At 54.8% G+C, this 2,656-nt stretch carries 2 protein-coding genes; one reads left to right on the top strand and one right to left on the bottom strand.

What is annotated here, in order from left to right:
- Window positions 1-138: 138 nt before the first annotated feature.
- Window positions 139-1,338 carry a tyrosine--tRNA ligase gene (gene tyrS / locus PMI37_RS27450; protein WP_008087540.1) on the bottom strand — a complete coding sequence of 400 codons (1,200 nt, stop codon included), beginning with the start codon at window positions 1,336-1,338 and terminating at the stop codon, window positions 139-141.
- 212 nt (window positions 1,339-1,550) lie between these two features.
- Between tyrS and PMI37_RS27445 the strand changes: the two genes are divergently transcribed.
- Window positions 1,551-2,656, top strand: a 1,106-nt coding sequence (locus tag PMI37_RS27445) for an OapA family protein (protein WP_008087539.1), incomplete at its 3' end; no start/stop codon positions are given.

Here is a 2,656-nt window from a genome sequence, read left to right as displayed (position 1 = left end):
TGGCTTCGATGAACTGAAGCACCTGCTGCCGAAACCTACATAACTCATTGAATCTCAAGGAGTTTTCCGTTTCGACTGCGCCGGAAGTGGGGCGAATTATAGACATCTAAAATTCGCCGTCAACCCCTATTTTCAGTTTTACTCGGATTTCAGCGTAATACGTGCAAACGCCTTCTTGCCGGCCTGGCAAACGTGGGTAGCGCCCAGTACATATATAAAGGAACGATCGACCACTTCACCATCAACACGCACACCACCGGAAGCCAGCAGGTCGCGCGCCGCCGCCGAGTTCTTCACCAGACCCGCCTTATTAAGGACAGCTGCAATCGGCATGTCTTCAGCTGAAGCCAGCTCGATCTCCGGCAGGTCATCCGGCAACTCGCCATCCTTCATGCGATTACCCGCAGCACGATGAGCATTGGCCGCAGCCTCCTCACCATGGAAGCGCGCAACGATCTCTTCGGCCAGCTTGATTTTAACGTCACGCGGATTGGTACCCGCCTCTACGTCTGCACGCAACGCATTGATCTCATCCATCGAACGGAAGCTGAGCAGCTCGAAGTAGCGCCACATCAATGCATCCGGAATCGAAACCAGCTTGCTGTACATAACGCCCGGCGCTTCCTGAATACCGACGTAGTTGCCCAAAGACTTGGACATCTTCTTCACGCCATCCAGACCTTCAAGCAGCGGCATTGTCAGAATGCACTGCGCTTCCTGGCCATAACCACGCTGCAACTCACGCCCCATCAGCAAGTTGAACTTCTGATCGGTGCCGCCCAGCTCAACGTCCGCACGCAAAGCCACCGAGTCGTAACCCTGAACCAGTGGATAGAGGAACTCGTGAATAGCGATCGGCTGATTGGTGGTGTAGCGCTTGTCGAAGTCATCGCGCTCAAGCATGCGTGCGACGGTGTATTGCGAAGTCAGGCGAATGAAGTCCGCCGGCCCCATCTGATCCATCCAGGTAGAGTTGAACGCAACTTCGGTTTTCGCCGGATCAAGAATTTTGAAAACCTGAGTCTTGTAAGTCTCGGCGTTCTCTAGAACCTGCTCACGAGTCAGCGGAGGGCGCGTGGCACTCTTGCCGCTCGGATCACCGATCATCCCGGTGAAGTCACCTATAAGGAAGATCACTTGATGCCCCAGCTCCTGGAACTGGCGCAGCTTATTAATAAGCACGGTGTGACCCAAGTGCAGATCCGGAGCGGTCGGATCGAAACCAGCCTTGATACGCAGCGGTTGGCCGCGCTTGAGCTTCTCGATCAGCTCGGACTCGACCAATAGTTCTTCCGCACCACGTTTTATCAGCGCTAGCTGCTCTTCAACCGACTTCATAACAGACCCGCAAGGCTCAGATTCAAAGGGAACCAACCATACAAGATCGTGCACCAATTACAAGTTTTGCCCGGCGCACGGACACCAATCCACAAACGCGCTGTCTGTAGACTTGCTTCAGAGATGATTTGGTTATATTTTATACAGTTATTTCATCTTCATCATGTCATTCATCTTTTCCAATTCATCATTTTTCAAAGTCAAAATTACCTATGACCACAGAACCGTCTAAAGCGCCTCCGCTTTACCCGAAGACCCACCTGCTCGCCGCAAGTGGGATCGCCGCCCTTCTCAGCCTGGCACTCCTGGTATTCCCTTCCAGTGATGTTGAAGCCAAAAAGACGACCCTGAGCCTTGAACTGGAAAGTCCTGCTGAACAACTGACACAAGATCAAGACGCTGCTGACGCGGTTCAAGCCACAAATGAGCCGGTCGCTTCACCATTTGCGCAAATCGAAAACAGCGACGAAAACACCCCGCAAACCGCTGAAACCGCACCTGTACCAGCGCCTGCTGCAGAAAAAGCAAAAGCGCCCGGCCATCGCGAAGTTGTCGTCGCCAAGGGCGATACACTGTCCACGCTATTCGAAAAAGTCGGCCTGCCCGCCGCCTCCGTGCATGAAGTACTGGCCAGCGATAAACAAGCCAAACAGTTCAGCCAACTCAAACACGGCCAGAAACTCGAATTCGAATTGAGCTCGGAAGGCCAACTCACCAGCCTGCACAGCAAAGTCAGCGACGTCGAAACCATTACCCTGACCAAGAATGCCAAGGGTTATGCATTTAACCGGGTTACCGCAAAACCAACCGTACGCACCGCTTACGTACATGGCGTGATCAACAGCTCGCTGTCTCAGTCCGCCGCCCGCGCAGGCCTCTCCCACAGCATGACCATGGACATGGCCAGCGTGTTTGGCTACGACGTCGACTTCGCTCAGGACATCCGCCAAGGCGATGAATTCGACGTGATCTACGAGCAGAAAGTGGTCAATGGCAAAGCCGTCGGCACTGGCCCGATCCTGTCTGCACGCTTCACCAACCGCGGCAAAACCTACACCGCCGTGCGTTACACCAACAAACAAGGTAACAGCAGCTACTACACCGCTGATGGCAACAGCATGCGCAAGGCGTTCATCCGTACGCCGGTGGACTTCGCCCGCATCAGCTCGAAGTTCTCCATGGGCCGCAAGCACCCGATCCTCAACAAGATCCGCGCCCATAAAGGTGTCGACTACGCAGCGCCACGCGGCACGCCGATCAAGGCTGCCGGCGACGGTAAAGTGCTGCTGGCCGGCCGCCGTGGCGGCTACGGCAACAC

Origin of the sequence: Pseudomonas sp. GM80, assembly GCF_000282515.1 — a bacterium.
Classification (GTDB): Bacteria; Pseudomonadota; Gammaproteobacteria; order Pseudomonadales; family Pseudomonadaceae; genus Aquipseudomonas.
Note: the sequence above shows the minus strand (reverse complement) of the source record. Positions and strands in the feature narration are given on the sequence as shown.

Bases quoted from the DNA above. Each gene is read 5' to 3' on its own strand.
- tyrS (WP_008087540.1), bottom strand. From the start codon at position 1,338: ATGAAGTCGGTTGAAGAGCAGCTAGCGCTGATAAAACGTGGTGCGGAA.